Source organism: Klebsiella sp. GG_Kp173, assembly GCF_040062415.1.
Lineage (GTDB): Bacteria > Pseudomonadota > Gammaproteobacteria > Enterobacterales > Enterobacteriaceae > Klebsiella > Klebsiella quasipneumoniae.
The window spans coordinates 1-22277 of record NZ_JBEAFZ010000087.1 but is presented as its reverse complement, the minus strand read 5'-3'; the positions used below and the strand labels follow the sequence as shown (position 1 = coordinate 22277).

Sequence of the window (22277 nt, the reverse complement as noted above, 5' to 3'; positions counted from 1 at the left end):
ATATCGAGGATAAGCATAGCGCTTTGTATGACAATTTGATGCATGAATGTTTCGCAAAAATCAGAGAAGAACCTTAGCATTCTGCGGGCGCGTTGTTTATATATATGGCAAACTGCGGTTTTTATTATGTTTTACCGAGTCCCCGTCTGAGAAAAAGCGAGATAACAATGAAATGGCTCTGCACTGTAGGCGTCGCCGTGAGTCTGGCGCTGCAACCCGCGCTGGCGGATGAACTGTTTGGTAACCACCCCCTGACCCCGCAGGCGCGGGATGCTTTTGTCACCGACCTGCTGAAAAAAATGACCGTAGACGAGAAAATCGGTCAGCTGCGTCTGATAAGCGTCGGCCCGGATAACCCCAAAGAGGCGATCCGTGAAATGATCAAAAACGGTCAGGTGGGGGCGATTTTTAACACCGTCACCCGGCCGGATATCCGCGTGATGCAGGATCAGGTGATGCAGCTTAGCCGCCTGAAGATCCCGCTGTTCTTTGCCTACGATGTGCTGCACGGCCAGCGCACCGTCTTCCCGATAAGCCTCGGCCTGGCCTCGTCGTTTAACCTCGACGCGGTGAAGACCGTGGGCCGGGTGTCAGCTTATGAAGCCGCCGATGACGGGCTGAACATGACCTGGGCGCCGATGGTCGACGTCTCCCGCGACCCGCGCTGGGGACGCGCTTCCGAAGGGTTCGGGGAAGACACCTATCTGACCACGATGATGGGCCAGGCGATGGTAGAGTCGATGCAGGGCAAGAGCCCGGCGGACCGCTATTCGGTGATGACCAGCGTCAAGCACTTCGCCGCCTACGGCGCGGTGGAGGGCGGGAAAGAGTACAACACGGTCGACATGAGCCCGCAGCGCCTGTTCAACGACTATATGCCGCCGTATAAAGCCGGGCTGGATGCCGGCAGCGGCGCGGTGATGGTGGCCCTGAACTCGCTGAACGGCACCCCGGCGACCGCCGATTCCTGGCTGCTGAAAGATGTCCTGCGCGACCAGTGGGGCTTTAAAGGCATCACCGTCTCCGACCACGGCGCCATTAAAGAGCTGATCAAGCACGGTGTGGCCTCCGACCCGGAAGACGCGGTGCGCGTGGCGCTCAAGTCCGGCATCAACATGAGCATGAGCGACGAGTATTACAGCAAGTACCTGCCGGGGCTGGTGAAGTCCGGCAAGGTGACCATGGCCGAGCTGGATGACGCCACCCGTCACGTGCTTAACGTCAAATATGATATGGGGCTGTTCAACGATCCGTACAGCCACCTGGGGCCAAAAGATTCTGACCCGCAGGACACCAACGCGGAAAGCCGTCTGCATCGTAAAGAGGCGCGGGAAGTCGCCCGCGAGAGCCTGGTGCTGCTGAAAAACCGGCTTGATACGCTGCCGCTGAAAAAATCCGGCACTATCGCGGTGGTGGGCGCGCTGGCGGACAGCAAACGCGACATGATGGGCAGCTGGTCGGCGGCGGGCGTGGCCGACCAGTCGGTGACCGTCCTCACCGGCATCAAAGAAGCGCTGGGCGATAACGGCAAAGTGATTTACGCCAAAGGGGCGAACGTTACCGACGACAAAGGCATTGTCGATTTCCTCAACCTGTATGAGAACGCGGTGCAGGTTGACCCGCGCTCGCCGCAGGAAATGATCGACGAAGCCGTCGCGGCGGCGAAGCAATCCGACGTGGTGGTTGCCGTAGTGGGCGAGGCGCAGGGCATGGCCCATGAGGCCTCCAGCCGGACCGACATCACCCTGCCGCAGAGCCAGCGCAACCTGATTGCCGCCCTCAAGGCCACCGGCAAACCGCTGGTGCTGGTGCTGATGAACGGCCGTCCGCTGGCGCTGGTGAAAGAGGATCAGCAAGCCGATGCGCTGGTGGAGACCTGGTTTGCCGGCACCGAAGGCGGGCATGCCATCGCCGACGTGCTGTTTGGCGACTATAACCCGTCGGGCAAGCTGCCGATGTCCTTCCCGCGCTCGGTGGGGCAGATCCCAACCTACTACAGCCACCTGAATACCGGTCGTCCGTATAATCCGGAGAAGCCGAACAAGTACACCTCGCGTTACTTCGATGAAGCCAACGGCCCGCTGTACCCGTTTGGCTACGGCCTGAGCTATACCACCTTTAGCGTCTCCGATGTCACCATGTCGTCGGCCACCCTGCCGCGCGACGGCAGCGTGACCGCCAGCGTGCAGGTGACCAATACCGGAAAACGCGAAGGGGCGACGGTCATTCAGCTGTATCTGCAGGACGTCACCGCCTCCATGAGCCGGCCGGTAAAAATGCTGCGCGGCTTTAAAAAGGTCAACCTCAAGCCGGGCGAAACGCAAACCGTCAGCTTCCCGATCGACGTCGACGCGCTGAAGTTCTGGAACCAGCAGATGAAATACGTCGCTGAGCCGGGCAAATTCAATGTCTTTATCGGCGTGGACTCCGCCCGCGTGAAGCAGAGCGAGTTTGAGCTGTTGTAAGGCATAGCCCTTAAGCCCAACGTCACACTTAAAAGGCCGATTAATCGGCCTTTTCTTTTTCGTATCGCTGGCAAATGGACTACGCTTTTCTCTTAAGCTTCTGTAAGCGAAGCGCAAAAGAACTGAGGGATGCGGGATGAAGATGGCGACGAAATTGTCCGGCGCGCTGGCGCTGGCCGCCCTGATAAGTATGCCGCTGCAGGCGGCGGAGCCGGTGAAGGTCGGCTCGAAAATTGATACCGAAGGGGCGCTGCTGGGTAATATGATCCAGCAGGTGCTGGAAAGCCACGGCGTCAAAACGATTAACAAAATCCAGCTCGGCACCACGCCGGTGGTGCGCGGGGCGATTGTCGCCGGCGAGCTGGATATCTACCCGGAATATACCGGCAATGGCGCTTTTTTCTTTAAAGATGAAAACGACCCGGCGTGGAAGAATGCCCAGCAGGGCTATGAGAAGGTGAAGCGCCTGGATCAGGAGAAACATCAGCTGGTATGGCTTACCCCGGCGCCGGCTAACAACACCTGGACTATCGCCGTGCGTCAGGAGCTGGCGGAGAAAAATCACCTGACTTCGCTGGCCGACCTCAGCCGCTATCTGCAGCAGGGCGGCGAATTTAAGCTGGCGGCCTCGGCGGAGTTTATTGAACGCCCGGACGCGCTGCCGGCGTTTGAAAAAGCGTATGACTTTAAACTCAACCAGAACCAGCTGCTGTCGCTGGCCGGGGGCGATACGGCGGTGACCATCAAAGCGGCGGCGCAGCAGACCTCCGGTGTCAACGCGGCGATGGCCTACGGCACCGACGGCCCGGTGGCGGCCCTGGGATTACAGACGCTGAGCGACCCGCAGGGCGTGCAGCCGATTTACGCCCCAACGCCGGTGGTGCGCGAGACGGTGCTGAAAGCCTACCCGCAGATCGCCGACTGGCTGAAGCCGGTCTTCGCCAGCCTCGATGAAAAGACCCTGCAGCAGCTCAACGCCCGCATCGCAGTGGAAGGCCAGGATGCGAAGCGCGTGGCGGCAGATTATCTGCAGCAGAAAGGCCTGCTGAAGTAAGCCACCGGTGACCATTCGCTGTACTCACCGCGTCGGCCTGCTGCTGACAGGCCTGCTGCTGGTTACGCTGGCGCTGCCGTTTATCACTTACGCGCCGAATCGCTTACTCTCCGGGGAAGGGCGCGGGCTGTGGCAGGTGATGCCCTGGCTCGCCGGCGTTCAGCTGGCGGCAGCCCTCGCCGGGATGCTGCTCTGCTGGCTGCCGGGCAGGGTCGCGCCGCTTCTCCATCTGCTGCTGGCCGAACTGCTCTTCCCGCTGCTTATCTGGGGCAGCGGCCAGGCGGCGCTTGAGCTCTCCCGGCACGGCTCGCCGCTGGCGCGCACCTCGCCCGGCAGCGGCCTGTGGCTGTCGCTGGCGCTCTGCCTGCTGCTGGCCAGCGAGGCCATTCGTCATCTTACCGCCCGGCCGCTGTGGCGCTGGCTGCTCAATGCGCAAGTCTGGCTTCTGCCCATCATCCTGCTCGCCGCCGGGGCGCTCGATCAGCTCTCGCTGCTGAAAGAGTATGCCAACCGCCAGGAGGTGTTTGACGACGCTCTGCGCCAGCATCTGCTTCTGCTGTTTGGCACCCTGCTGCCGGGCCTGCTGATCGGCCTGCCGCTGGGGGTATGGCTCTGGCGGCGTCCGCGATGGCAGGCGCCGGCCTTCACCGTGCTCAATGTGATCCAGACTATCCCGTCGGTGGCGCTGTTCGGCCTGCTGATTGCCCCGCTTGCCGGTGTGGCGCGCTATTTTCCGGCGCTGGGCGAGCTGGGCGTCTCCGGGACCGGCGTGGCGCCGGCCCTGATTGCCCTGACGTTGTATGCGCTGTTGCCGCTGGTGCGCGGGGTGGTGACCGGCCTGCAGCAGGTGCCGCAGGATGCGCTGGAGAGCGCGACGGCGATGGGCATGAGCGCCGGGCAGCGCTTTCGTCAGGTGCAGCTCCCGCTGGCGATGCCGGTGCTGCTGCGCAGCCTGCGGGTGGTCAGCGTGCAAACCGTCGGCATGGCGGTGGTGGCGGCGCTGATCGGCGCCGGCGGCTTTGGCGCGCTGGTATTTCAGGGGCTGCTGAGCAGCGCGCTGGATCTGGTGCTGCTGGGCGTGGTGCCGACCATTGCCCTGGCGGTGGTGGTGGATGCTCTGTTCGCGCTGTGGGGCGCCTGGCTAAAAGGAGAGGCCAATGATTGAATTTCAAGGGGTCAGCAAAGCGTTTGCCGGCCACCCGGCGGTGAAGGACCTGACCCTGGAGCTGCGCGAAGGCGCCTTTTCGGTGCTGGTGGGGACCTCCGGCTCGGGCAAGTCGACGACGCTGAAAATGATCAACCGCCTGCTGGAGCCGGACCGGGGCATGATTCGCTTTGCCGGCGAAGACATCCGCCAGCAGCCGCTCCTGACCCTGCGGCGACGGATGGGCTATGCCATCCAGTCTATCGGCCTGTTTCCCCACTGGACGGTGGCGCAGAATATCGCCACCGTGCCGCAGCTGCAAAAATGGCCGCGGGCGAGGATCGCCGACCGGGTCGACGAGCTGATGGCGCTGCTGGGGCTGGAGGCGACGCTGCGCGACCGCTACCCCCATCAGCTTTCCGGCGGCCAACAGCAGCGGGTCGGGGTGGCGCGGGCGCTGGCGGCAGACCCGGAGGTGCTGCTGATGGATGAACCCTTCGGCGCCCTCGACCCGGTGACCCGCGAGGCGCTGCAGCAGGAGATGCTGCGCATTCACCGCCTGCTGGGGCGGACGATTGTCCTGGTGACCCATGATATTGACGAAGCGCTACGTCTGGCGGACCACCTGGTGCTGATGGATGGTGGCGAGGTGGTCCAGCAGGGGGCGCCGCTGGCGATGCTCCTGCGGCCAGAGAATAGCTTTGTGCAGACCTTTTTTGGCCGCAGCGAGCTGGGCGTGCGCCTGCTGTCGCTGCGTGAGGTGCGGGACTATCTGCGCCCCGACGAGCGGCTGGCGGGCGAGGGGCTGACCGTCACCATGACCCTGCGGGAAGCGCTATCGCAGTTTGTCGCCCGGCGCTGCGAGGCGCTGCCGGTGGTGGATGCCGAGGGGCAGCCCTGCGGCACGCTGCATTTTGCCGATCTGCTGCGCCAGGAGGCGAGTCATGAAGGCGCTTCGTGAGCCGTTGTGGTGGCTTATCGCGCTGTTCATCGGCCTGCTGATGGGGCTACCCTACAGCGCGCCGCTGTTCAGTCGGCTGTTTCCGGAACTGCCGCGGCCGGTTTACCAGCAGGAGAGCTTCTGGGCGCTCACTCTCGATCACGGCTGGCTGGTAGTGGTATCCAGCCTCGCGGCAACCGCCGTCGGGCTGGGGGCTGGGGTGGCGGTTACCCGGCCCGCGGGCAGCGCGTTTCGTCCGCTGGTGGAGACCATCGCCGCTATCGGGCAGACCTTTCCGCCGGTGGCGGTGCTGGCGATGGCGGTACCGGTGCTGGGCTTTGGCTGGCTGCCGGCGCTGATCGCCCTCGCGCTGTATGGCATACTGCCGGTGCTGCAGGGGACGCTGGCCGGGCTGGGATCGATACCGTCGGGCGTGTCAGATGTGGCAGAAGGGATGGGAATGACCGGCTGGCAGCGTCTGTATAAGGTGGAGCTGCCGCTGGCGGCCCCGGTGATCCTGGCGGGGATCCGCACCTCGGTCATCGTCAATATTGGTACCGCGACGATAGCCTCGACGGTGGGGGCCAATACGCTTGGGACGCCGATCATCATCGGCCTGAGCGGGTTTAATACCGCCTATATTGTGCAGGGGGCGCTACTGGTGGCGCTGGCGGCGATCATTGTCGACCGCGCGTTTGAGCGTCTGACCCGCTGGATCAGCCGACACCGCCACGCACAATAAAGGAATAGCCGGCCAGCATTACGCCGCTGATCCCGCCGATGGCCATAAGTAAGAAGAGAGTGACGACCGCGATTTTCGCTGGCTTCATAATAGGCTCCTGATGTTAACAGGGGGATTATACGGTGAAGCGCAGGTGTTAATGAAACATTAATTGCGGTTTAGCGCGCCGCGCCGGGCTTTTTGCCTATTTGGCTGAGCAACGCGCCGCAAAAAAGTGTGATCCTGCCCGTCATTTTTCATTTTTATGCAGGGCTTCAAAGAAAGTTTTCGCCAGTCAGGGTATGGTACGCGCTTTCTGGAATGTGTGGTTTGCGGGTATGTACGAGTTTGATCTGGTGTTGCTGCTGCTTCAGCAGATGTGCGTATTTTTGGTCATCGCGTGGTTGATGAGCAAAACCCGACTGTTTATCCCCCTGATGCAAGTCACCGTTCGCCTGCCGCACAAGCTGCTGTGCTACGTCACCTTCTCCATTTTCTGCATTATGGGGACCTATTTTGGTCTGCATATCGAAGACTCTATCGCCAACACCCGCGCCATCGGCGCCGTGATGGGCGGCCTGCTCGGCGGCCCGGTGGTCGGCGGGCTGGTGGGGCTGACCGGCGGCCTGCACCGCTACTCACTGGGGGGGATGACCGCCTTAAGCTGTATGGTCTCCACCATCGTCGAGGGGCTACTGGGCGGTCTGGTGCACAGCGTGCTGGTCAAACGAGGCCGGCCGGACAAAGTCTTTAGCCCGCTCACCGCCGGGGCGATCACCTTCGTGGCCGAGCTGGTGCAGATGATGATCATTCTGCTGATTGCCCGCCCGTTCCAGGACGCCCTGCATCTGGTGCAGAGCATTGCCGCGCCGATGATGGTGACCAATACCGTCGGTGCGGCGCTGTTTATGCGCATTCTGCTGGACAAGCGGGCGATGTTCGAGAAGTACACCTCCGCTTTTTCCGCCACGGCGCTGAAGGTGGCGGCGTCCACCGAGGGGATCCTGCGTCAGGGGTTCAACGAAGAGAACAGCATGAAGGTGGCCCAGGTGCTTATCCAGGAGCTGGATATCGGCGCGGTGGCGATCACCGATCGCGACAAGCTGCTGGCGTTTACCGGCATCGGCGACGACCACCATCTGCCGGGCAAACCTATCTCCTCGTCGTATACGCAACGGGCGATTGAGACCGGGGAGGTGGTGTATGCCGACGGCAACGAGGTGCCTTACCGCTGCTCGATTCATCCGCACTGTAAGCTGGGATCGACGCTGGTGATCCCCTTACGCGGTGAGAACCAGCGGGTGATCGGCACCATCAAACTGTATGAGGCGAAAAACCGCCTGTTCAGTTCGATCAACCGCACCCTCGGAGAGGGGATTGCTCAGTTGCTGTCGGCGCAGATCCTCGCCGGGCAGTACGAGCGGCAGAAGGCGCTGCTGACGCAATCCGAAATCAAGCTCCTGCATGCCCAGGTTAACCCGCACTTCCTGTTTAACGCGCTCAACACCCTGAAGGCGGTGATCCGTCGCGACAGCGAGCAGGCCGGCCAGCTAGTGCAGTATCTGTCGACCTTCTTTCGCAAGAACCTGAAGCGGCCGACGGAAATCGTCACCCTCGCCGATGAGATAGAGCATGTTAACGCCTATCTGCAGATTGAGAAGGCCCGCTTTCAGGCTAACCTGCAGATCCAGATGGCGGTGCCGGAAGGGCTGGCGCATCACCAGCTGCCGGCCTTTACCCTGCAGCCGATCGTGGAGAACGCCATTAAGCATGGCACATCGCAGCATCTAGGCGTCGGCGAAATTACCATTCGCGCCAGCCAGGACGATCGCTGGCTGCAGCTGGATATCGAAGATAACGCCGGGCTGTACCAGGCCAACCCTCAGGCCAGCGGGCTGGGGATGAATCTGGTGGACAGGCGGCTGCGGGCGCGTTTTGGCGCCGACTGCGGCATCAGCGTCACCTGCGAGCCGGAGCGCTTTACCCGTGTCACCTTACGTCTGCCCCTGGAGGAGAATGCATGCTGAGAGTATTGATCGTCGATGATGAGCCGCTGGCGCGGGAAAACCTGCGTATATTGCTGGAGACACAGCGCGATATCGAGATCGTCGGCGAGTGCGGCAACGCGGTGGAGGCGATTGGCGCGGTACATAAGCTGCGTCCCGACGTGTTGTTTCTCGACATCCAGATGCCGCGCATCAGCGGTCTGGAGATGGTCGGGATGCTCGACCCGGAGCACCGCCCCTATATTGTGTTTCTCACCGCCTTTGATGAATACGCGGTGAAAGCCTTTGAGGAGCACGCTTTTGATTATCTGCTTAAGCCGATTGAAGCTGCCCGGCTGGAGAAAACCCTCGCCCGCCTGCGCCAGGAGCGTAATCTGCAGGATGTGTCGCTGCTGGATGATGCTCAGCAGACGCTGAAATACATACCCTGTACCGGTCACAGCCGTATCTGGCTGCTGCAGATGGAGGATGTAGCCTTTGTCAGCAGCCGGATGAGCGGCATCTACGTGACCGACCGCGAGGGCAAGGAAGGGTTTACCGAGCTGACCCTGCGCACCCTTGAGAGCCGCACGCCGCTGCTGCGCTGCCATCGCCAGTATCTGGTGAATATGGCGCACCTGAAGGAGATTCGCCTGGAGGAGAATGGTCAGGCGGAGCTACTAATGCGCGCCGGGCAAACGGTGCCGGTGAGCCGACGCTATTTAAAAAGCCTGAAAGAGGCGATTGGCCTGTAAAGCTGCTACACTGCGCCCCATTGCATCATCGACAGTAAAAGGCACTCATGCTCAGTAATGATATTCTTCGTAGCCTGCGCTACACCCTGAAAGTCAATAATAACGATATGGTGCGCATTCTTGCGCTATCCGCGATGGAATCCACCTCCGCCAGCTTCGACACCTGGACAACGAAAGAGGATGAAGAGGGCTTTGTCCGTTGCCCGGACATTATTCTGTCGGGTTTCCTCAACGGCCTTATCTATGACAAGCGCGGCAAAGACGATTCGGCGCCGGAGTTAGCGCTGGAGCGTCGGGTGAATAACAACACGGTGCTGAAAAAGCTGCGGATTGCCTTCTCGCTGAAAACGGACGATATTGTGGCGATCATGAGCGAGCAGAAATACCGCGTGTCAGTGCCGGAAGTGACCGCCATGATGCGATCGCCTGACCACAAAAACTACCGCGAGTGCGGCGACCAGTTTCTGCGTAATTTCCTGCGCGGGCTGACCCAGCGGGTGCATCACCCGAAACCGTGAATTTTGCCGGGTGGCGGCTTCGCCTTACCCGGTCTACATAACCCGTAGGCCCGTGCAAGCGCAGCGCCGCCGGGCAAAAAAAAGCCGGATGGTTAATCCGGCTTTTTTATTATTTCACCTGCTGACCCGGCCTGGCGCCGTCGTCAGGGCTTAACAGGAAGATATCCTTCCCGCCAGGGCCGGCGGCCATCACCATCCCTTCCGAGATACCGAAGCGCATTTTGCGCGGCGCCAGGTTGGCGACCATCACCGTCAGGCGGCCAATCAGCGGCTGCGGATCCGGATAAGCGGAGCGGATGCCGGAGAAGACGTTACGCTTCTCGCCGCCCAGATCCAGCGTCAGGCGCAGCAGCTTGTCGGAGCCTTCAACAAATTCCGCGTTCTCAATCAGCGCCACGCGCAGATCGACTTTGGCGAAATCGTCAAAGGTGATGGTGTCCTGAATCGGATCGTCCGCCAGCGGGCCGGTCACTGGCGCAGCTGCGGCTTTCACCTCTTCTTTTGACGCTTCAACCAGGGCTTCCACCTGTTTCATCTCAATGCGGTTGTACAGCGCCTTAAACGGATTGACCTTGTGCGCCAGCAGCGGCTGCTGAATGGCGTCCCAGCTCAGCTCGCTGTTGAGGAACGCTTCCGCACGCGCGGCCAGCTGCGGCAGGACCGGTTTCAGCCAGGTCATCAGCACGCGGAACATGTTCAGACCCATGGTGCAGATGGCCTGCAGGTCGGCGTCGCGGCCTTCCTGTTTCGCCACCACCCACGGCGCCTGCTCATCGACATAGCGGTTGGCCACGTCGGCCAGCGCCATGATTTCGCGGATGGCCTTACCGAACTCGCGGCTGTCCCACGCTTCGCCGATGCTTTCCGCCGCGTCGGTGAAGGTTTTGTACAGCGCCGGGTCGGCCAGCTCAGCGGCCAGCACGCCGTCAAAACGCTTGCTGATAAAGCCGGCGTTGCGCGAGGCGAGGTTAACCACCTTGTTGACGATGTCGGCATTCACGCGCTGGATAAAGTCTTCCAGGTTAAGGTCGATATCATCGATGCGCGAAGAGAGCTTGGCGGTGTAGTAGTAGCGCAGGCTGTCGGCATCAAAGTGTTTCAGCCAGGTGCTGGCCTTGATAAAGGTGCCGCGCGACTTGGACATCTTCGCGCCGTTGACCGTCACGTAGCCGTGCACGAACAGGTTGGTCGGCTTACGGAACTGGCTGCCTTCCAGCATCGCCGGCCAGAACAGGCTGTGGAAGTAGACGATGTCCTTGCCGATAAAGTGATACAGCTCGGCCGTGGAGTCTTTCTTCCAGTATTCGTCGAAGCTGGTGGTGTCGCCGCGCTTGTCGCACAGGTTCTTGAAGGAGCCCATGTAGCCGATCGGCGCGTCCAGCCAGACGTAGAAGTATTTGCCCGGCGCGTTCGGAATTTCGAAGCCGAAGTACGGCGCATCGCGGGAGATGTCCCACTGCTGCAGGCCGGACTCAAACCACTCCTGCATTTTGTTCGCCACCTGCTCCTGCAGCGCGCCGCTGCGGGTCCACGCCTGCAGCATTTCGCTGAATGACGGCAGGTCGAAGAAGAAGTGTTCGGAGTCACGCATCACCGGCGTGGCGCCGGAGACCACCGATTTCGGGTCGATAAGCTCGGTAGGGCTGTAGGTCGCGCCGCACACTTCGCAGTTATCGCCGTACTGGTCTGGAGATTTACACTTCGGACAGGTGCCTTTCACAAAACGGTCCGGCAGGAACATGCCTTTTTCCGGATCGTAGAGCTGAGAGATGGTACGGTTTTTGATAAAGCCGTTCTCTTTCAGACGGGTGTAGATCAGCTCCGACAGCTCGCGGTTCTCATCGCTATGCGTCGAGTGATAGTTATCGTAGCTGATGTCGAAGCCGGCAAAATCGGTCTGATGCTCCTGACTCATCTCGCCAATCATCTGCTCCGGAGTGATACCGAGCTGTTGCGCCTTGAGCATAATCGGCGTGCCGTGGGCGTCGTCGGCGCAGATGAAGTTGACTTCATGGCCGCGCATTCGCTGGTAACGGACCCAGACATCAGCCTGGATGTGCTCCAGCATGTGGCCGAGGTGGATGGAGCCGTTGGCGTACGGCAGGGCGCACGTTACCAGAATTTTCTTCGCGACTTGAGTCATAGTGAGCATTACATCTTCTGTTGTAAAAAGGGCTTCCGATATTACCAAAAGGGCTGTGGGTGCGCCATAAATGGCTGCCCATATATGGATAATCCTTACCTGTGATAAACTCTGTGATTACTGAAAGCATCTCAAAACAACAAAGGAGTCGGGATGAATTCGCAATCCCAGGCCAAATCCCCCGAGCGCCTACGTGCGATGGTCGCCGGGACGCTGGCCAATTTCCAGCACCCAACCCTGAAGCATAACCTCACCACCCTCAAGGCGCTGCACCATGTCGCCTGGCTGGATGATACCATTCATATTGAGCTGCAGATGCCGTTCGTCTGGAGCAGCGCCTTCGAAGCGCTGAAAGAGCAGTGCAGCGCCGAGCTGCTGCGCATCACTGGCGCGAAGGCTATCGACTGGAAGCTGACCCACAGCATCGCCACCCTCAAGCGCGTGAAAAACCAGCCCGGGATCAACGGCGTGAAGAACATTATCGCCATCAGCTCCGGGAAAGGCGGCGTCGGTAAATCCTCCACGGCGGTAAACCTGGCGCTGGCACTCGCCGCGGAAGGGGCGAAGGTGGGCATTCTGGATGCCGATATCTACGGCCCGTCGATTCCGACCATGCTTGGCGCGGAGGACAGCCGCCCGACCTCGCCGGACGGCACCCATATGGCGCCGATCATGAAGTACGGGCTGGCCACCAATTCCATCGGCTACCTGGTGACTGACGACAACGCCATGGTCTGGCGCGGCCCGATGGCCAGCAAGGCGCTGATGCAGATGCTGCAGGAGACCCTGTGGCCGGATCTGGATTACCTGGTGCTGGATATGCCGCCGGGCACTGGCGACATTCAGCTGACGCTGGCGCAGAACATTCCGGTGACCGGCGCGGTGGTGGTCACCACGCCGCAGGACATCGCGCTGATCGACGCCAAAAAGGGCATCGCGATGTTCGAGAAAGTGGAAGTGCCAGTGCTGGGGATCGTGGAAAACATGAGCATGCATATCTGCAGCAACTGCGGGCACCACGAGCCGATCTTCGGCACCGGCGGCGCGCAAAAACTGGCCGAGAAATACCACACCCAGCTGCTGGGCCAGCTGCCGCTGCATATTACGCTGCGGGAAGATCTGGATAACGGCACGCCGACGGTGGTGGCACGTCCGGAAAGCGAATTTACCGACATTTACCGCCAGCTGGCGGGCCGGGTGGCGGCCCAGATGTACTGGCAGGGAGAAGTGATCCCGGGTGAGATTGCCTTCCGCGCCGTTTAAGGCCGCGGCGAGCGCATCAGCCAGTATCCACCCTCGGGCGAGGCGCCCTGTGCTTCGATGGTCCAGCCGTGACGCTGGTAGAAGCGCAGGGCGTTTTTATTTTCCATCAGGCACTTCAGCGTCCCGCTGGCGGTAAAGGTCCGTTCGACCTGCGCCAGCAGCGCGCTGCCGATATGTTTGCCCTGCCAGTCCGGGTCGACGAACAGATGGTGAAGGAAATTATCGGCGGTCCATACGGCGGCAAAGCCCACCGGCAGGCCGTCGCATTCCGCGACCCACAGCTGTTCATCCGCGGTGGCGGCATCGAAATCTTCCAGCCGCCACGTCGTGGAGGGAAGCCAGGTCCACGACACACTGCGCGCCCGCAGGAAGAGCTGGCGCAGCGCCGGAGAGTCCGCTGGTTCGCCGGGGCGGATGCGGATATTGAGCGGATCAGCGATGATAGAAGATCTCGCCATCGTACACCTTGAGGATTTTGCCCTCGGTGTCGGTGATCAGCACGTAGTTACCGCCCATATAGGTCCAGTGGCTGCCGGCGTCCGGCGCGGGCAGATTACGCTGCTGCCAGCCTTTGATGTTGTATTCCGGGGTGAGGTACATCGCCGGAACGGTGTCGCCAATGTGAAACTGGGTGAAGTCGGCGGTGAACTCTTTCAGCGCATACTGATCGATCCCCGCGGCAGAAGCCGTCCAGCTGGCGCCAGCGGTGGCAAGGAGTACGCCCAGAAGCATCATTTTTGTTTTACGCATAATTTCCTCAATATTACCTGGACTCAAAATAGCAGCCTCGTATCATTCCTGATGCGTTGCTGAAATGGCAAGCACTGGATTTTTAAAAAGTGTAAGCAAAACACGGCGCAAGTCCGGCGCCGCTTGCGTTGCAGCGACGGTGATGCGTATTTTGGGAGCAATCTGAAGCAGGGGAGAATCGGCATGTTCAGGCTGGAAGATCTGACCTTATTTGTCCGCGCCGCGGCACTGGGCAGTTTTAGCGACGCCGCGCGCGAGGCGGGGCAGCAGCCGGCGCAGGTGAGCGCGGCGATTAAACGTCTGGAGACGATCCTCAATATTCGCCTGTTCGCCCGCTCGACCCGCAGCCTGCGCCTGACGCCGGAGGGGGAGACCTGGCTGCCGTATGCCACCCAGATGCTCGATACCCTCGAGGCCGGCCTGCAGAAGATCCAGACCCCGGATGATGAAATTCGCGGCATGCTGCAGATTGCCGTGCCGTCAGACCTCGGGCGTAACCTGCTCCTGACCTTGTTCCGCGACTTTCGGCAACGCCATCCGGCGCTGCGCCTGCGGCTGCTCTTTTCCGACCAGCTTACCGACGTGTTTAAAGATCCGGTGGACGTCGCGTTTCGCTATGGCAATAACGATGACGCCTCGTTTATTTCGCTGCCGGTGGCGCCGGAAAATCGTCGGGTGCTGGTGGCCTCCCCAGAGTGGATCGCCCGCCACGGCGAGCCGCAGACCCTTCAGGAGCTCGGCCAGCACAATGCGTTGATCTACATTTTGCGCGGCCGCCCGTTCGACCGCTGGTCACTGAGCCTCGATGGAGAAGTTCAGCAGCAGAAGGTCTCCGGCACGGTGATGAGCGACGACGCGGAGGTGATCCGGCGGCTGGCGGTGGCCGGGGAGGGCATTGCCTATAAATCGATGCTCGACGTCAGCGACGATCTGCGGGCGGGCCGCCTGCGGCGCCTGCTACCGCGTTACCAGGGGGATATGGTGCCGTTAAACCTGATTTGTCCGCACCGCAAGCAGCTCTCTGCCGCGGTGCGTTTGTTATATGAAGAGGTGAAAGCACATTGTGAAGGGCTTAATGTCTAACTAAGGTCGCGAAGTAGTAGACCAGCGGGACGGCCAGCACCCACAGGCCAATCGGGATTTCCCGCCACTTGCCGGCGATGGCCTTGATCACAATGTAAAACAGCAGCCCGCCGGCGATACCGGTGCCGAAGCTGTTGGCGATGAGGGTGATCATCACCATCATCAGCACCGGCAGGCCGTCGGTGAAGTTGCCGAGATCCACTTTGCGCAGGCCGCTGAACATGTTCAGGCCGATCAGGATCAGCGCCGGGGCGGTGGCCTCCTTCGGGATCATCAGCGCCACCGGCGTGAACAGCAGCATCAGCAGGAACATCACCGCTGCCGACAGCGCGGTGAGGCCGGTTTTGCCGCCGGCTTCCGCTGCCGCAGATGACTCGATCAGCGCCGTTGCCGCCGGAATCCCCACCCACGGGCCGAGCGCCGCAGCAATCGAATCGACCATAAACGGGCGATTAATCTGCGGCATGTTGCCTTCTTCATCCAGCAGACCTGCCTCGCCGCCCACCGCCAGCGTCGTCCCCATGGTGGAGAAAAACTCAGAAGCGAAAAAGACGAACAGGAACGGCAGGAAGGCGATGTTTAACGCCCCCAGCAGGTCGACCTGTCCCAGCACCGGCGCCAGCGAGTGGGGGACATCGATAAAATGCGTCGGCAGTTTGGTCACGCCGAACGGGATCCCCACCAGGGTAGCGCACAGAATGGCCCACAAAATGGCGCCCGGCACCTTACGCGCCTGCAGGGCTATCGCCAGGAACAGGCCGCACAGCGCCACCAGCGCGCCGGGGGCGAGAAAGTCGCCGAGCATCAGGGCGTTGGTTTTCGCATTGGCGAGCACCAGCCCGGCGTTGCGAAAGCCGAGAACGGCGACAAACAGGCCGATGGAGGCCGTCAGCCCCAGCTTGATCGACTGTGGCACCGAGCGGGTGACCACTTCGCGCAGGCCAAAGCGGGTCAGCAGGAAGAAGAGAACCCCTGACCAGCAGGCGATCCCGAGGCCTGTCTGCCAGCCAATCCCCTCGCTACCTGCCAGCGTGACCCCTACCAGCACCGAGCCGCCAATGCCCGGGCCGACGATAAACGGCAGGTTGGCGTAAAACGCCATCAGCAGCGAACCGACGACGAAGACCAGAATGGTGCCGGTGGTCGCGGCGCCTTTGTCCATCCCGCCGATCGCCAGCAGTCCCGGGATGACCACCAGTAAATAGGCGGCGGCGAGGAAACCGGTGATCCCGGCCAGGCATTCAGTGCGTAGCGTGCCGCCGCGCGAGCGCAGCGCAAAGCGGCGCTCCAGCCAGTTATCGCGGGCGGAAGAGTGAAGTGTGTTATCGGCCATGCTCAGGCTCCCTGAGGATTATTGTTGTGAGGCGTTGGCGCCGGGGTCTCCCGGCAGGCTATCAACGGGTCGACTATCTGGCGGCTGCCGCCGTCGGTGAGACCCAAATCGGTTAAATGCGGCCCGGCGTTACAGGCAAGACAGGTGCCTTCAATAGCCTTGAAGACCCGGTACGGCGGCTCCCAGTCAGCGACTCTGCTGCTCAGATCGCGCAGCTCGCGGAACTGACGCGCCAGCTCGGCGGCCGGCAGATCCGACAGCATGCCGGCAATCGGCATCGCCACATGGGCGAGGATCTCGCCCTGTTGCGTCAGCGCCATCCCGCCGCCGGAGGCGATAAGCTGGTTGGTCGCCAGCGCCATATCCTCAGCATCGCGCCCGAGCACCACCAGATTATGTGAGTCGTGGGAGTAGCTGGTGGCGATGGCGCCACGCAGCTCGCCCCAGCCTTCAAGCAGGGCGATTTGCGGCGTTGCCTGATGGCGGCCGTGGCGGTGCTTGACCCAGATCAGGCTGAAGCCGGCGGGCAGCTGGACCTGGCCGTCGCGGATCTGCACCTCGACCTCACCCCACTGGGTGAAGCGCGCGCCGCGGATATGGCGCAGGCGGGCGACGCCGTGGCGAATGCCCTTGATGCGCAGGATAAAGTCATCGGCGGCGAGGGGGGCTATCTGTAAGGTATCGCGCGGCGGCGTCACGCCCGGCGCCGGGGCGATCGGCTTCAGCAGGCGGCCGGCCTGGGCCAGCCGTTCCCCGCCAACATAGACTTCGCGGGCTGCCAGTTTTTCCAGGGAGTCAAACACCACCAGGTCGGCGCGTCGCCCGGCGGCAATCAGCCCGAGATCGTGGCGCTGCAGACGAATAGCGGCGTTGAGGGTGGCGAAACGCAGCGCGTCGACCGCCGGTAAACCGTATTCGATCAGCAGGTTGAGCAGGGCGATGATCCCGCCTTTCTCCAGCAGCATATCCGGCGGCACGTCATCGGTGCAGACGGTGATCTGCGAGGAGAGGTGCGGCAGCGTTTTCAACGCCGCGACGATATCCGGCAGCAGATAGGGGTGCGAGCCGCGGATCTCGATCGTCAGTCCGGCGCGCAGTTTTTCCAGCGCGTCGTCCGCCGAGGTCAGTTCATGATCGGAGGTGACGCCGGCGGCGAGGTAGGCCTGCAGGTCGGCGCCGCTCAGGCCGCGGGCATGGCCTTCAATCAGTTTGCCGCTGTTGAGACCGGCCTGGACAATCTCCTGCATCCGCTCGCTGCCGTGCAGCACGCCGTGCATATCCATCACTTCCGCCACACCGCGCACTTCCGGCCAGCCGAGCATGGTCTCCATTTCCGCGCCGGCGAAATCGGCACCGGACATTTCGAGGCCGGGGGTGGAGGGGACGCTCGACGGCGCGGCGACCATCACCTGCAACGGCAGGTGGCGGCTGGCGTCTACCGCGTAGCGCACGCCCTCGACGCCGAGGACATTGGCCAGCTCATGCGGATCCCAGAACACCGCGGTGGTGCCCTGGGTGAGGACGATTTCGGCGTAGCGCTCGGGTGGCAGATGCGAGCTTTCGAGGTGCACGTGGGTGTCCATCAGGCCGGGCGACAGATAGCTACCGGCCAGGGAATGCACTTCATGGGCGTCGGCGCGGCTGCCGCGGGGGTGGACGCTGGCGATCATCTCGCCGACGATACCGACGTCAGCGGGGCGAATTTCGCCCGTGGCCATATCGACGATCTGCGCATCGACCAGCAGCAGATCAAACGGGGATTCGCCGCGCGCGGCCTGTACGGCGCGACGGCGGACTTGAGCATTGCTGGACATAACCACTCCGGCACAAGGATAATGCGGATACTCTAGAGGCACAGCAAACGTTTGCCCAGATGAATAAATTTATCACCCGATAAGCTCGGGTTATTGTGCAGGACCACCGTAGCGAACCCGATAATGAAAGAACCCTGGCAGCGGCTGCCCGCGCTCTCACTTAAACAGCTTCAGTATTTCGTCACCCTGGCCCAGCTGCGCCATTTTACCGATACCGCCAGTCGGCTGGCGATTAGCCAGCCGGCGCTGAGCAGCGCCCTGCGGCAGATTGAAACGGTGCTCGGCGGCAAGCTGGTCAACCGCACCGCTTCGGCGGTCACCCTGACTGAGCTGGGGGCGGCGATTTTACCCCACGCCCAGCGGATCCTCAGCGTGGCGCAGGCGGCCTTTTTCGATATGCAGCAGATCGTCGAGGCGGGCGGCGACGGGACGGTGCGCATCGGCCTGGTGCCGTCGGTCAGTTCGCTGCTGTTTCCGCTGCTGCCGCAGACCCTGGCCCAGGCCTTTCCTCGCCTGCGCATTGAATTTCACGATCAGACCAACGATGCGCTTATCCAGGCGCTGCAGCGCGGCGAGATTGATTTCGGCATCGGGGCGATCGACAGCTCACTGCCCGCGGAATTGCTGGTCTATCCGCTGCGCGACGATCCCTTCGTGGCGGTGCTGCACCGCGACGATCCGCTGGCCGCGCAGGCGCATCTGCCGTGGAAACAGCTGGTGGGGCGGGACATTGCCGTCTTCTCGAAGGGCAATATCCAGCGGCTGGTGGCGGCATTAGTGGAGAGCCATCGCCTGACGCTGACCACCCGCTACCAGGTGGACTATATCGAAACCCTGTATGGCCTGGTACGCTCGCGCTTAGCGGTGGCGATTCTGCCGGAGCTGTACACCACCCATCTGCAGGACCCGGCGCTCAAGGTCGCGCAGCTGCAGCAGCCGGCGTTGACCCGCACGGTGGCCCTGATGCGCGGGCCGCAGGCGCTGCCGCCGCTTATCGAAGACTGTTTTTCCCTGCTGCAGGCCGCCTTGCGCTAGGGCAGGTGCTTGATCAGCACGTCTATGGTTAAGTGGTTGATGTACTCCAGCGAGTGTGAGGAAAGGACGCCCAGCAGCCGGTTATGGTGCCCGGCAATAATTAAATCGATCTGCCGCTGTCGAATGCAGGCTTCGACATCTTCAAACCGGCGAGTGGTCACCAGCGAGAGAGTATCCACCGGCAGGGAGACGGTGCAGGCCAGCTCGTTGAGCAGGGCTTTGGCCTGGATCACCTCCTGCGAGACCTGATCGTCGCGCAGGCTGTCGGAAACATAGTTCAGCGCCCGGTAGTCGGTGCTGATGTGGGCGATGGTGATGCGCATGCCGTTCTCTTCTGCCATTCTGGCGGCATGCTCGAGCAGCGGGACGCCGTCCTGACTGCTGTTGATCAGTACCAGCGCATGGTGATAAAGCGCCATGGCGTATATCCTCAGTAGGCTAATTAGCTCATGATGTCATCATTTTCCGCCCGCCAGCAGCGGAATGCAATCTTGCCCGGTCGCTTGATGAGCATGATAGCCGCGAGGGTGTCGTATGCAGGGTTAAAGGCTTGTTGTATGAACCGGTGAGTTGCGGTAAATTCCACAACGCTTAACAATTTCACTATTTTGACTCGGGGTGCCCTTCTTCGTTGAAGGCTGAGAAATACCCGTACCACCTGATCTGGATAATGCCAGCGTAGTCTGGCTGTTATCCATTGAAAATCAAAAGAAATTTCTAGATTTAACGTCCTGTTTTGATAGTTCATTACTCAATGAGGCTTTCAGAATGGGCCACAGAACCATACGTCACACCATCACACGCAACGGGATTTATTACGTCCGTTTCCGGCTGCCCGGTAATAAATATTTCCGCAAGTCGCTGGAGACTGACAGCCACACCCAGGCGCAGTTGCTTATGTCCTTTGCGTCTCCTGTAATTCCTCTGGTTCAACGTGGAACCATCCAACCGGATCACTTCGGTAAGCGTCTTTCTGAATATGGCAATAGCCTGAAACAGCAGAATGAACAATGGCTGGCGCACCAATTTCTGAATGATGAGCAGTGCAATATTCAGCCGATAGTTGCTCAGGAATACCGCAAGGTTGTCACTCCTTCGGGAGATGAGGAAGAACAAATGGAAGCACAACCAAAGGAAGTGCTAACGCTTGCTGGTGCCTGGAACATGTACAAAAAGGAGAAGGCTCAGAACTGGACGAAGGCAATCTCACAGGCCAATGAACGCTTTATGGAAGTGCTGATGATTGTCTTGGGTGCATCCACAGACGTAACTACGATCACCAAACAGGACATTAAGCAGGTGATGGAGGTTATTGAAAACTTGCCTAAGCGTGTTGTTCAGCCTTACCGCTCGATGACTGTTCAGCAATTAATCGAGTGTGATGATGTACCGCCCGAAGATTTGGTTGGCGCTGAGTCTATCCACAAGCATTTGAAGATTTACAAATCGCTCTTCAAAACCTTCCTGACTGATAATAAAGATATTCTTGAGAAGTCTCCAACTGATGGAGTAGTCGCCGCACCGTCGAAAGCGAGGTTTGGAGCATACAGTGCAGCAGAAATGAGAAAATTTGTGGGCTGGGCGCTCCAGCAACCTGACGGATGGCAGAAGTGGATCACCCTGTTGTTGGCGTATACGGGAGCCAGAAGAGGGGAGATCGCCAAGCTGGAGAAATCACAGATCAAATTTGATGAGGATAGCCAGCGGTACTATCTCCTGATCGCGGAAGGGGGGCAGGGCAAAACTGAGAACGCTACACGGCAGGTAGTCATTCATCCTAAGTTAATTGAATGGGGTTTCATGGATTACGTTGATCGCCAATGGAAAGAGCGGATTTTTTCAGAAGTGGCTGGATCGAACATGACGAAGATCGGCAAAGTTTTAGCGGATGTCCGTGATCAACTTGGAATTCCTTATCTTGATGATTATGGGCAGCGGCGGCTGGTACATTCGTTCAGGCACACAATGATCTCAACCTGTTTAGCTGGCTGGGTTGGTAACCTGGCGCACCTGCAACAGGTGGTCGGTCATGAGAAGAGCGGCTCAGGGATCACCAGGCGGTATCTTCATACGTTCCCATTATCTACGGTTTGCTATGTAATAGATGGGTTACGTTGGGAAGCCTAACCAGTCCGGGAAAGGGGCTGGCTCTGCCGTGGTGTTCACCGAGCCATAAATGATCGGTACTCGATAAGAGAACGGTTAACTGACATACCATGATGATGCGCCTATCGGCGCTTGCTATAGTGTCCCATCACGGCGCTAAATGGCTACTATTGTCAAAATACTGGAGGATTTTGAGCTATGAACAAAGCAGCGCCGCTTAAATGCAATAATTCATGCCATGAAGTATCCGGGTTGGATTGAGTTAAAGAGTCCTGTGCAAAAGCCAATTCAGCTTAGTCTTTATGTAAATAGGGCATATTAGTCCTATCTAATTATAACTTTCTCACTTTTCTTTTCTCTCTTTCTTCTAGAGCATTTTTACACCACTCGTCATATGCTATTCTTTCTTTTTCTCTATCACTTGAACTATAGTTATCTGTTTTAATTTTTTTAGACCCTTGTGTAATAGGTCTCCAGTCATCTCTAATTTTTTTAATCTGGTCCGCTATTTGCGTCAGTGGGTTTCGTGCACCTAAATAAGTAACTCCCTCAAATGAGGTCATGTCATATTCGTATTGGTTGAACTCTCTTTCAGACGAGTTGGCTTTCTTTGACCAACTGATTGTTACAGTATAGGTCTTTCCTTTTATCTGATTGTAATCACAGAGGTTACTAGATAAAACCTGACCATTCTTCAATATGCTAATTTTTCTGAATGGTATAGAGTGCTGTCTGGCTTCTCTGTGTTCTGCATTGGTCAAAGGTGGGTCAAAATTAACTTCGATGTTGTAAGCTGGTGCATTACCTGTATTTGCTACATTAATATCAAAATAATATACAGACCAAGCATTAGGTTCAAGAGTCACAACGATATTTGGCTGTGATGAGGCTTCAACCATTCGGGTAGTCTCTCTCGCAAGTAATTTTGTTACGCGCCAAAGGAAAAATGTAGCTACGGCTGTTAGTACTGCTGCGACTGCACTTATGAATGTACTCCATTGTTCAATATGAGATATAAGAATATCAAACATAATGATTTCCTCAGATGGTATATAGAAGGTTTCATAAATAAAAGTTAATGAAATGAGGAGGCTTTAGCCTCCTCTAATCTAAGGAAGGTGCGAACAAGTTCCTGATATGAGATCATCATATTCATCCGGAGCGCATC

At 59.5% G+C, this 22277-nt stretch carries 20 protein-coding genes and 1 riboswitch; of the genes, 12 read left to right on the top strand and 8 right to left on the bottom strand.

The annotated features are described in order from the left end of the window. The first annotated feature begins 167 nt into the window (after positions 1-167). From bglX to ABLU50_RS22100, 5 genes are all read left to right on the top strand, one after another. Entirely contained in the window at positions 168-2465 is a 2298-nt protein-coding gene (gene bglX, locus ABLU50_RS22120; protein WP_087832089.1) for a beta-glucosidase BglX, read from the top strand. A gap of 136 nt (positions 2466-2601) precedes the next feature. Further along, positions 2602-3519: an ABC transporter substrate-binding protein gene (locus ABLU50_RS22115; RefSeq protein WP_087832090.1), complete on the top strand. Its 918-nt coding sequence runs from the start codon at positions 2602-2604 to the stop codon at positions 3517-3519. 7 nt (positions 3520-3526) lie between these two features. After that, on the top strand, positions 3527-4684 hold the full coding sequence (locus tag ABLU50_RS22110) for an ABC transporter permease (protein ID WP_087832091.1): 1158 nt from the start codon (positions 3527-3529) through the stop codon (positions 4682-4684). Then, positions 4677-5624: an ABC transporter ATP-binding protein gene (locus ABLU50_RS22105; protein ID WP_048295203.1), complete on the top strand. Its 948-nt coding sequence runs from the start codon at positions 4677-4679 to the stop codon at positions 5622-5624. The genes ABLU50_RS22110 and ABLU50_RS22105 overlap by 8 nt, the downstream gene beginning before the upstream one ends. Then, a complete protein-coding gene (locus ABLU50_RS22100) occupies positions 5608-6345 on the top strand; it encodes an ABC transporter permease (protein WP_004201597.1) in 738 nt (245 codons plus the stop codon). The genes ABLU50_RS22105 and ABLU50_RS22100 overlap by 17 nt, the downstream gene beginning before the upstream one ends. Here ABLU50_RS22100 and ABLU50_RS22095 read toward each other — a convergent pair. After that, the gene (locus tag ABLU50_RS22095; RefSeq protein WP_002912762.1) at positions 6320-6433 is read right to left on the bottom strand and encodes a protein YohO; all 114 of its coding nucleotides are present in this window, start codon (positions 6431-6433) and stop codon (positions 6320-6322) included. The genes ABLU50_RS22100 and ABLU50_RS22095 overlap by 26 nt on opposite strands. 229 nt (positions 6434-6662) lie before the next feature. Here ABLU50_RS22095 and ABLU50_RS22090 point away from each other — a divergent pair, with 229 nt between their 5' ends. Genes ABLU50_RS22090 through ABLU50_RS22080 form a run of 3 tightly spaced genes read left to right on the top strand, consistent with a single transcriptional unit; the run spans position 6663 to position 9582 of the window. After that, entirely contained in the window at positions 6663-8351 is a 1689-nt protein-coding gene (locus ABLU50_RS22090; RefSeq protein ID WP_004201596.1) for a sensor histidine kinase, read from the top strand. Further along, on the top strand, positions 8345-9064 hold the full coding sequence (btsR, locus tag ABLU50_RS22085; protein WP_004144215.1) for a two-component system response regulator BtsR: 720 nt from the start codon (positions 8345-8347) through the stop codon (positions 9062-9064). The genes ABLU50_RS22090 and btsR overlap by 7 nt, the downstream gene beginning before the upstream one ends. A gap of 47 nt (positions 9065-9111) precedes the next feature. After that, complete coding sequence (locus tag ABLU50_RS22080) at positions 9112-9582, top strand: DUF1456 family protein (protein ID WP_017899341.1); 471 nt, start codon at positions 9112-9114, stop codon at positions 9580-9582. Positions 9583-9691: 109 nt separating this feature from the next. On the opposite strand, the gene metG is transcribed toward ABLU50_RS22080, so the two are convergent. Continuing rightward, complete coding sequence (metG, locus tag ABLU50_RS22075; protein ID WP_004201594.1) at positions 9692-11725, bottom strand: methionine--tRNA ligase; 2034 nt, start codon at positions 11723-11725, stop codon at positions 9692-9694. A 153-nt stretch (positions 11726-11878) separates the two neighbouring features. Here metG and apbC point away from each other — a divergent pair, with 153 nt between their 5' ends. Next, entirely contained in the window at positions 11879-12988 is a 1110-nt protein-coding gene (gene apbC / locus ABLU50_RS22070; protein WP_087832092.1) for an iron-sulfur cluster carrier protein ApbC, read from the top strand. Here the strand turns inward: apbC and ABLU50_RS22065 are convergent. Together ABLU50_RS22065 and ABLU50_RS22060 are read right to left on the bottom strand one after the other, a co-directional pair. Continuing rightward, positions 12985-13446 carry a GNAT family N-acetyltransferase gene (locus tag ABLU50_RS22065; protein ID WP_017899343.1) on the bottom strand — a complete coding sequence of 154 codons (462 nt, stop codon included), beginning with the start codon at positions 13444-13446 and terminating at the stop codon, positions 12985-12987. The genes apbC and ABLU50_RS22065 overlap by 4 nt on opposite strands. Continuing rightward, positions 13421-13738 carry an RcnB family protein gene (locus ABLU50_RS22060; protein ID WP_004201590.1) on the bottom strand — a complete coding sequence of 106 codons (318 nt, stop codon included), beginning with the start codon at positions 13736-13738 and terminating at the stop codon, positions 13421-13423. Before ABLU50_RS22060 ends, ABLU50_RS22065 begins: the two co-directional genes overlap by 26 nt. Positions 13739-13921: 183 nt before the next feature. Between ABLU50_RS22060 and ABLU50_RS22055 the strand changes: the two genes are divergently transcribed. Then, on the top strand, positions 13922-14821 hold the full coding sequence (locus ABLU50_RS22055; protein ID WP_004201589.1) for a LysR family transcriptional regulator: 900 nt from the start codon (positions 13922-13924) through the stop codon (positions 14819-14821). Here ABLU50_RS22055 and ABLU50_RS22050 read toward each other — a convergent pair. Both ABLU50_RS22050 and ABLU50_RS22045 read right to left on the bottom strand, forming a co-directional pair. Further along, a complete protein-coding gene (locus ABLU50_RS22050; protein ID WP_023318729.1) occupies positions 14811-16154 on the bottom strand; it encodes an NCS2 family permease in 1344 nt (447 codons plus the stop codon). The two genes, ABLU50_RS22055 and ABLU50_RS22050, sit on opposite strands and share 11 nt — an antisense overlap. A 2-nt stretch (positions 16155-16156) precedes the next feature. Then, the gene (locus ABLU50_RS22045; RefSeq protein WP_087832093.1) at positions 16157-17968 is read right to left on the bottom strand and encodes an adenine deaminase C-terminal domain-containing protein; all 1812 of its coding nucleotides are present in this window, start codon (positions 17966-17968) and stop codon (positions 16157-16159) included. 120 nt (positions 17969-18088) lie between these two features. Between ABLU50_RS22045 and ABLU50_RS22040 the strand changes: the two genes are divergently transcribed. Further along, a complete protein-coding gene (locus ABLU50_RS22040; RefSeq protein ID WP_176377274.1) occupies positions 18089-19003 on the top strand; it encodes a LysR family transcriptional regulator in 915 nt (304 codons plus the stop codon). Here the strand turns inward: ABLU50_RS22040 and ABLU50_RS22035 are convergent. Next, positions 19000-19422, bottom strand: coding sequence for a universal stress protein (locus ABLU50_RS22035; protein WP_032456392.1), 423 nt, complete (start codon positions 19420-19422; stop codon positions 19000-19002). The genes ABLU50_RS22040 and ABLU50_RS22035 overlap by 4 nt on opposite strands. A gap of 185 nt (positions 19423-19607) precedes the next feature. Further along, positions 19608-19708, top strand: a riboswitch (TPP riboswitch). A 63-nt stretch (positions 19709-19771) separates the two neighbouring features. On the opposite strand from ABLU50_RS22035, the gene ABLU50_RS22030 reads away from it, so the two are divergent. Beyond that, the gene (locus ABLU50_RS22030; protein WP_116362723.1) at positions 19772-21130 is read left to right on the top strand and encodes a tyrosine-type recombinase/integrase; all 1359 of its coding nucleotides are present in this window, start codon (positions 19772-19774) and stop codon (positions 21128-21130) included. A gap of 311 nt (positions 21131-21441) precedes the next feature. Here the strand turns inward: ABLU50_RS22030 and ABLU50_RS22025 are convergent, their stop codons facing one another. Beyond that, positions 21442-22140 (bottom strand): hypothetical protein, encoded by a 699-nt coding sequence (locus tag ABLU50_RS22025; protein WP_023283265.1) that lies wholly within the window; start codon positions 22138-22140, stop codon positions 21442-21444. Positions 22141-22277: the final 137 nt, after the last annotated feature.

Bases quoted from the DNA above. Each gene is read 5' to 3' on its own strand.
- bglX (WP_087832089.1), top strand. From the start codon at position 168: ATGAAATGGCTCTGCACTGTAGGCGTCGCCGTGAGTCTGGCGCTGCAA.
- ABLU50_RS22115 (WP_087832090.1), top strand. From the start codon at position 2,602: ATGAAGATGGCGACGAAATTGTCCGGCGCGCTGGCGCTGGCCGCCCTG.
- ABLU50_RS22105 (WP_048295203.1), top strand. From the start codon at position 4,677: ATGATTGAATTTCAAGGGGTCAGCAAAGCGTTTGCCGGCCACCCGGCG.
- ABLU50_RS22100 (WP_004201597.1), top strand. From the start codon at position 5,608: ATGAAGGCGCTTCGTGAGCCGTTGTGGTGGCTTATCGCGCTGTTCATC.
- ABLU50_RS22095 (WP_002912762.1), bottom strand. From the start codon at position 6,433: ATGAAGCCAGCGAAAATCGCGGTCGTCACTCTCTTCTTACTTATGGCC.
- ABLU50_RS22090 (WP_004201596.1), top strand. From the start codon at position 6,663: ATGTACGAGTTTGATCTGGTGTTGCTGCTGCTTCAGCAGATGTGCGTA.
- btsR (WP_004144215.1), top strand. From the start codon at position 8,345: ATGCTGAGAGTATTGATCGTCGATGATGAGCCGCTGGCGCGGGAAAAC.
- ABLU50_RS22080 (WP_017899341.1), top strand. From the start codon at position 9,112: ATGCTCAGTAATGATATTCTTCGTAGCCTGCGCTACACCCTGAAAGTC.
- metG (WP_004201594.1), bottom strand. From the start codon at position 11,725: ATGACTCAAGTCGCGAAGAAAATTCTGGTAACGTGCGCCCTGCCGTAC.
- apbC (WP_087832092.1), top strand. From the start codon at position 11,879: ATGAATTCGCAATCCCAGGCCAAATCCCCCGAGCGCCTACGTGCGATG.
- ABLU50_RS22065 (WP_017899343.1), bottom strand. From the start codon at position 13,446: ATGGCGAGATCTTCTATCATCGCTGATCCGCTCAATATCCGCATCCGC.
- ABLU50_RS22060 (WP_004201590.1), bottom strand. From the start codon at position 13,738: ATGCGTAAAACAAAAATGATGCTTCTGGGCGTACTCCTTGCCACCGCT.
- ABLU50_RS22055 (WP_004201589.1), top strand. From the start codon at position 13,922: ATGTTCAGGCTGGAAGATCTGACCTTATTTGTCCGCGCCGCGGCACTG.
- ABLU50_RS22050 (WP_023318729.1), bottom strand. From the start codon at position 16,154: ATGGCCGATAACACACTTCACTCTTCCGCCCGCGATAACTGGCTGGAG.
- ABLU50_RS22045 (WP_087832093.1), bottom strand. From the start codon at position 17,968: ATGTCCAGCAATGCTCAAGTCCGCCGTCGCGCCGTACAGGCCGCGCGC.
- ABLU50_RS22035 (WP_032456392.1), bottom strand. From the start codon at position 19,422: ATGGCGCTTTATCACCATGCGCTGGTACTGATCAACAGCAGTCAGGAC.
- ABLU50_RS22030 (WP_116362723.1), top strand. From the start codon at position 19,772: ATGGGCCACAGAACCATACGTCACACCATCACACGCAACGGGATTTAT.
- ABLU50_RS22025 (WP_023283265.1), bottom strand. From the start codon at position 22,140: ATGTTTGATATTCTTATATCTCATATTGAACAATGGAGTACATTCATA.